At 68.0% G+C, this 1,490-nt stretch carries 1 protein-coding gene and 1 pseudogene; both read right to left on the bottom strand.

Going from position 1 to position 1,490, the window contains the following annotated elements; all coding sequences use genetic code 11:
• Nucleotides 1–375 (bottom strand): annotated as a pseudogene (locus BN903_RS10355) (molybdenum ABC transporter permease); the annotation flags it as partial.
• A gap of 29 nt (nucleotides 376–404) precedes the next feature.
• Nucleotides 405–1,385, bottom strand: a complete 981-nt coding sequence (locus BN903_RS10350) for a substrate-binding domain-containing protein (RefSeq protein WP_048077649.1) — start codon at nucleotides 1,383–1,385, stop codon at nucleotides 405–407.
• Between the last annotated feature and the right edge of the window lie 105 nt (nucleotides 1,386–1,490).

Below are 1,490 nucleotides of genomic sequence, written 5' to 3'. Positions count from 1 at the left end.
GTCGACGGCGGCGAGGCTGATCGCCGTGATCGGCGGCGTCGCGAGCACGAACTGCGACAGGATCATCGCCTGCTTGGTGAATATGAGGTTCAGCGACCCGAGCGGCCCCTGGTTCGAGACGGCGAAGAGGACGAGCAACCCGACCACGACGCTCGGGAACCCCATCCCCGTGTTGATAACTGATTTCACGAACCCCTTTCCGGGGAACTCAGCGAACCCGAGCGCGACGGCGACCGGCACGCTGAACAGGGTGCTCACGGCGACGGCGGCGACGCTCACGTACAGCGAGACGAAGACGATGCTCCGGACGTACCCCTCCCTGAACGGGAGATCGATGAGCGAGAGCGCCAGTTCCGGGGTCGTCGCGAGCGCCACGAGTTCCGGGGTCGTCGCGAGGGACACGCTCACTCGCCCGCGGAGTCGCGGCTCCAGCCTTCCGGTACGTACTGTCCGAAGTTCGGGTCCTCGGCGACGGCCTCGGGGAAGAACAGCTGTTCCCCGTTCACCTGGTACTCCGAGATCGACGCTTGGACGCCCGGACTCGTGATCCAGCCGATGTACGCCATCGCAAGGTCGTAGTTGGCGTCCTCGTGAACGCCGGGGTTCACCGCCATGACCCCGTACGGGTTCGCGAGGATCTCCGGGCCGTCCTCGATCGGTCCCTGAACGAGGATCGTCAGGTCGATCTCGGAGCGCTGCGAGATGAAGGTCCCGCGGTCCGAGAGCGTGTACGCACCCTGTTGGGTGGCGATGTTCAGCGCCTCGCCCATCCCGCTTCCGGTCTCCTGATACCAGTCACCGCCGGGGTCGGTCCCCGCCGCCTCCCAGAGGTTGAGCTCCTTCGTGTGCGTCCCGGAGTTGTCGCCGCGCGAGACGAACGCAGCCCCCGCCTCGGCGATCGACGTGAGCGCCTCCGTCGCCGAACCCATCCCCCGAATCCCGGCCGGGTCGCTCTCGGGACCGACGATCACGAAGTCGTTGAACATCAGGTCGCGGCGGTTGACGCCGTGCCCGTTGCGCAGGAACTCGTCTTCGAGCCCCCGAGCGTGGACCATCACCACGTCCGAGTCGCCGTTGCGGGCGGTCTCCAAGGCCGCGCCGGTCCCCTGCGCGACGGCGTCGACCTCGACGCCGTACCTCTCCTCGAAGTCCGTGTGGATCGCGTCGAGGAGTCCGGTGTCGTAGGTGCTCGTCGTCGTCGTGAGCGTCAGCGTCTCGCCGGCGACGCCGGCGGCCCCGCCGGCGCTCCCGCCGTCGCTGGTCCCGTTGCCGGCAGTCCCGTCCCCTTCGTTGCCGTCGCCGCCGCTCGTCGACGAGCAGCCGGCCGTGCTCACTATCCCGGCGGCACTCAGCGCCGCCACGAACTCGCGGCGTTGTATCGTCATAGATACAACGGTGGGTCACCGCCACATATAGCTTACGTGCGCCGGTCGACGAGGGACGCCGGCGGGGCGAAAACGCCAACACGCCTCGGGGCAATCGCGGAGACA

Source organism: Halorubrum sp. AJ67, assembly GCF_000513435.1.
Note: the sequence above shows the minus strand (reverse complement) of the source record. Positions and strands in the feature narration are given on the sequence as shown.

Coding starts and splice junctions, on each gene's coding strand:
- BN903_RS10350 (WP_048077649.1), bottom strand. CDS start 1,385: ATGACGATACAACGCCGCGAGTTCGTGGCGGCGCTGAGTGCCGCCGGG.